At 41.0% G+C, this 4,785-nt stretch carries 7 protein-coding genes and 1 pseudogene; 4 read left to right on the top strand and 4 right to left on the bottom strand.

The features are described from left to right. From B4U84_RS30050 to B4U84_RS30040, 4 genes and pseudogenes are all read left to right on the top strand, one after another. Window positions 1–636 (top strand): helix-turn-helix transcriptional regulator (locus B4U84_RS30050; RefSeq protein ID WP_131121646.1); only part of this gene is annotated, 636 nt, incomplete at its 5' end. A gap of 140 nt (window positions 637–776) precedes the next feature. Further along, window positions 777–1,802 carry an alpha/beta hydrolase gene (locus tag B4U84_RS30045; RefSeq protein ID WP_207391053.1) on the top strand — a complete coding sequence of 342 codons (1,026 nt, stop codon included), beginning with the start codon at window positions 777–779 and terminating at the stop codon, window positions 1,800–1,802. Between the two features lie 16 nt (window positions 1,803–1,818). After that, window positions 1,819–1,965 (top strand): hypothetical protein, encoded by a 147-nt coding sequence (locus B4U84_RS31055; protein WP_165490413.1) that lies wholly within the window; start codon window positions 1,819–1,821, stop codon window positions 1,963–1,965. A 334-nt stretch (window positions 1,966–2,299) separates the two neighbouring features. Further along, window positions 2,300–2,386: pseudogene (locus tag B4U84_RS30040) on the top strand (RNA-binding protein); the annotation flags it as partial. Window positions 2,387–2,654: 268 nt separating this feature from the next. On the opposite strand, the gene B4U84_RS32265 reads toward B4U84_RS30040, so the two are convergent. The 4 genes from B4U84_RS32265 to B4U84_RS30020 form a co-directional block, all read right to left on the bottom strand. Next, the gene (locus B4U84_RS32265; protein ID WP_510650828.1) at window positions 2,655–3,017 is read right to left on the bottom strand and encodes an SUMF1/EgtB/PvdO family nonheme iron enzyme; all 363 of its coding nucleotides are present in this window, start codon (window positions 3,015–3,017) and stop codon (window positions 2,655–2,657) included. Window positions 3,018–3,038: 21 nt separating this feature from the next. Further along, window positions 3,039–4,097 (bottom strand): RNA-directed DNA polymerase, encoded by a 1,059-nt coding sequence (locus B4U84_RS30030; protein ID WP_131121644.1) that lies wholly within the window; start codon window positions 4,095–4,097, stop codon window positions 3,039–3,041. Further along, complete coding sequence (gene avd, locus B4U84_RS30025; RefSeq protein ID WP_131121643.1) at window positions 4,094–4,438, bottom strand: diversity-generating retroelement protein Avd; 345 nt, start codon at window positions 4,436–4,438, stop codon at window positions 4,094–4,096. The genes B4U84_RS30030 and avd overlap by 4 nt, the downstream gene beginning before the upstream one ends. A gap of 109 nt (window positions 4,439–4,547) precedes the next feature. Continuing rightward, the coding region (locus B4U84_RS30020) for a formylglycine-generating enzyme family protein (protein ID WP_510650827.1) at window positions 4,548–4,785 on the bottom strand (238 nt) is incomplete at its 5' end.

Genomic DNA, 4,785 nt, shown 5'->3' with positions numbered 1-4,785 from the left:
GGGTTTTGCCTGCAATCGGATGGCGAAACCAATGCTCCTTTCTGGCAGGATGAACTGACAGTAGCAGCCATTGCACTCACACCGGATTTAATCGACTCCATTCTCGAAGACCGTGCCCCTACTGCCATTGATACCTTTGCCGAACGTCGCTGCATCACAGATGAGTTGGCATACAACTATGCTAGAGCCTTATCAAAAGAGTTAGCCCAACCGGGAGAACCTTTGTATGCACAAACTCTCTGTGTGGCCTTCACGTTGCACCTGTTGAGCGAGCATCCCCGCAATACCAAAAAACCTTTAAATCCAAAAGGAAAACTATCGTCGAAGCAACTTAAAGACGTAATTGAAACCGCACAAACACAACTGGGTACAGAATTGAGTCTCAGCCAACTTGCTAGTACCGCCCAAGTTTCCGACTATTATTTTGCTCGCTTGTTTAAGAACACCACAGGTTTAGCACCACATCAGTTTGTCCTGCGCCTACGGCTAGAACGAGCGAAAAAATTACTGCTCGCAAGCCAACTGTCCCTTTCGGAAGTAGCATTGGCTGTAGGTTTTTTTGACCAGTCACACTTTAATAATGTCTTTAAACGTGCTTTTGGTGTCACTCCACGCGCTTTCGCTAAAACAGTTTAAAAATTGAGCAAGAATTTCCAAGTTTTCCAATAGTGAGTCCTGCGAGTATCTAACTATCGGCAAGGGAACACAACCACAACAGCCGCAAATCCAGTTATATCTCAACTCAAGGAGCTTACATCATGCTGTCTGTGAAAAAAATGGCTGTAAAAACACTCTTCCTAGCTTCTTTTGGTTTACTAGCTCTACCATTAACCGCTAATGCTGACTTACAAACTATTGGAGCAAAATCTATGCCTACCCAAAGCCAAACTGTTGCAGCGAATAATATCGTAGTTCGTAAAGTTCAATTTCTCAGCCAAGGTACAAAGGTAATAGGTAATCTCTATCTCCCTGCCAACATCAAAGCACCACAGGCATCTGTCGTTGTAGTAGGGCCTCAGTCGAGCGTCAAAGAGCAAGTAAGTCAAGTGTACGCTCGTCAATTAGCAGCACAAGGATTTGTAGCTTTGACTTTTGATCATCGCACCTTTGGTGAAAGTGGTGGCGCACCCCGCCAGTTTGAAAACCCACAAATGAAAGTTGAGGATATTCACAGTGCAGTAACTTTTTTACGGGCATTACCGGAAGTTAAGCCTGATGCAGTTGCTTTATTGGGCATTTGTTCAGGTGGTGGATACTCTGCAAAGGCGGCAGCAATGGACTCTTCAATTAACGCCCTTGTTACCGTAGCTGGCTTTTATCATGACCCGCAGGTAATGCGTCAATGGTTGGGTAAGAACTACGAAGCTCGTCTCAATATGGGTAGAGAGGCACGTATTAAGTATGAAAAAACTGGTCAAGTTGATTACATGACCAACGTAGACCAAAAAAACCTTAACGTAGCTATGCCAGGTCAAGAAGCCTATGATTATTATGGAACTAAACGTGGTTTGCGTTCTGGCTGGGTCAATCGTTCAGCAGTAATGTTCTTTGAGCCTTTCTTACAATTCAATGCCATTGATGCTGGTCGTGATATCAAGGCTCCAACTTTGGTCATTCATTCAGATACCGCTTTAGTTCCTGATGGTGCGCGTCGCTTCTTCCAGAGCATACCAACCAATCAGAAAAATTTACATTGGATGAGTACAGAAAATCACATTGCCTTTTACGACCAACCAGAGGTCGTCGAAGAAGCGGCTGTTAAGGCAACAGCATGGCTCAAACAAACACTCAGTAAAAATTAAGTCCTGTAGCCGTTAAATGTCTAGCTTGTTTTACACAGAGACTGAATGCTGGCAGTTCTGGTCAATTAGTGCTGGTGGTACAGTGTTTGATGAGCGTAAGCTTTACTATACGCTCGAAGCTCTAAAGAGAGCAGGGCGTGAGTGGATTGAACAAGGTAATTGAAGTTTCGTATCCACTGTTTTCTGGAACTCACAATCTAGCTTTTGTAGTCATGGAAAGAAAAGCACCTTATAAATAACTTATATAACTTGCCTTTAGGGAATATAACCCCAACAAAAACCCAGCCTTTATGACTGGGTTTTTGAGTCTTGAGCGATCGCCACATCATCACATCACTGCTTAACCATCTATTAACCATCTACTGGATGCGCCTAATTTGCAACTATGTCATCCTAGAAAACGAGAGTTAATTCGGTGACAGTGTTTGTTTTTAGTATTCACAGGCTTATCTCCGAAATTTAAATCTCTATACGCGCTTTTATTTTGGAGAAAATCGATGTCATTTTATGTAGGCAACCTCTCTTACCAAGTTACGGAAGATGATATTAAGGGTGTTTTTGCTGAATATGGTATGAAGCCGAGATCCTTGTAATTTTCTGCAAGATGCTCTGGAAAAGCTTATCCTGTGGGGTTTTGAAAAATTGCTACATTTAAGTCAAAAAAGCCAGGATTAACAACGGAAAATCAAGTCTTTTCAGGTCATCTTGCAGGTTTTTGGTCATATCTCGGCTCCATACCGTAAAGTAATTTCTCCACTCAGTTCTTATTCAGATTTTTTTACTGACTCTGCTTCTACTTCTTTATTTTTAGTATCTTTTGAATACCTATCTACAAGTGCATTAAAAACACTATCAGCAAAGCGATCGCTTTGGCTTGAGTAAAATACAGTGGGTTTTTGGGGAGTTATGCGATCGCACTTGTGACTCAAACTCTGGGTATTGTAGGCTGGGCAACCGTTCGGCTTTGACACCTACCAGGCTACCCAAACCAGTTTGATTTTCGGATATCGTCACCGACATCACAGGAGGAGGCTGGACTCTTCGGTTGCACCCTCGACAGATTCCCACCTGCCGACTCTCGCGGTGAAGAGTACTCCCGGCAGCACAGACAACACGAAAACCAATATTGTTGTTGTGGTTGTCGCGCCTATTGTTGTTGTTGCGATACGCAGAACGGCAGTTTTTAGGATTGTTGATCCAAGAACCGCCCCGCAGTCGGGTTCGCCTACCCCTTCTCTACTCCCTCGACCAAGCGAGTGAAGTAAATATCTGTTGGCGCAGCTGCCAAGTATCTCCATGCTGTAGGTGAGCAAACCAACTTTGTATAGATTGATTCACTTTTTCACGTTCAATCCTACCTTGAGCATAGTCTGTTTGCAATCGCTTGAGTCTGCGCCTTGCTTGATGTAAATTGCTATTTCGCACCCTAATCCTATCTGAAAATATTCTAAATCCTAAAAAACTTGCGCCGATTTTTGTTTCAAATAATTGGCTTTTAATTGGATGAATTTTGAGCCTTAATTGAGCTAAATATTCTTCTATGGCTAGTCTGGCATCTGCTAACAATTCTCGCTGATCACTAAATAAAGCAAAGTCATCAACATAACGGACATATTTGGATATCTTTAGCTGTTCTTTGACAAAATGGTCAAAGCCATTTAAATAAATATTTGCAAAAAACTGACTGGTTAAATTCCCAATTGGTAAACCTCGTCTGCGAGTAACTGGAGCTAGCAAATCATCTCCACAGAAATAATCAATAACAGTTTCTTGCTCGTTACTATTATCGATAATAGTATCAATTAACCACAGCGTATCGGGGCATTTGACTTTGCGGCGTATTAATTGTTTTAAAATATTGTGGTCAATGCTAGGAAAATACTTCTTAATATCACACTGAAGCACATAACGGCTGTTTCGAGCAAAGTGAGTAAATTTCCTCAGAGCTAGATGTGTTCCAAAACCAAGACGGTTAGCGTAAGAGTCGTGAATAAATGTTTTCTCAAAAATTGGTACAATGATATTACAGAGAGCATGATGAACAACTCTATCCCGATAGGGAGCGGCTGAAATAAGGCGACTTTTAGGATTTGTCAGATGAAAGGTTCGGTAAGCTCCTGGCTGATAAGTTTTATCTGTTAACTGTTCTTGTAATCTAATTAATTCTGTTTCTAGGTGATAGTTAAAATCTAAAATATTATCTCGAAATCGTTTGCCTTTTTGTGCCTGACGCGATGCTAAAAGTATGTTTTCAAATTCAATAACTTGAGGGTAGAGATTACCATAACGCTTCATTTTTCTCTACCTCTTTGTTTTTTAATCCATCCACCTAATTCTGTACCAATTTCATCTATCAGTTTAATCGCATATTCATATCGCTGTATAGATAAAAATTGAAAGTCTAGTAACATTCGTGTCTGATAGCGTAAAATGTCCAATTGGGTATTTAAAGGTTCTAATTGATCAAGTTTATTTTTGGCGTATTTAGCTTGAATTAATCCCTCTAATAAATCGTACAACCCATTGATTATTCTGTCTCCTAAAGTGAACTTATGAATCTTGGGTAAACGCTCCAGAATTGGCACATACCATTTAATACAATCATAAGTCTTTTGGATGACAGATAGTTCTTTCATTTTAATTCAAAAATCTTAATATTTTTGCAAAAAAAATTCGATCCGCCATGAGGCGGAAAAAAGGAAAAAAGAAAAAGAGTAAAGGACAAAAGGAATAAAGTATAAAGGGCTACTGAAGAATCCTCCCGGCAGCACAGACAACACGAAAACCAAAAATGTAGTTGAGGTAGTCGCGCCCAACGTTGTTGTTGCGATACGCAGAACGGCAGTACCTAGGATTGTCGATCCAAGAACCGCCCCGCAGCACGGCATCTCCTTGTTTTTGAGAAAGATTATTATTCTCATTGTCAAACCAAGGACTGCCATCTGTTGGCGCACCTTCATAGTTATTGTGCCAATCGTCCAGA

The sequence above is a fragment of the Westiellopsis prolifica IICB1 genome (assembly GCF_004323185.1).
Lineage (GTDB): Bacteria > Cyanobacteriota > Cyanobacteriia > Cyanobacteriales > Nostocaceae > Pelatocladus > Pelatocladus prolificus_A.
This window is presented reverse-complemented; position numbering and strand designations above follow the sequence as displayed.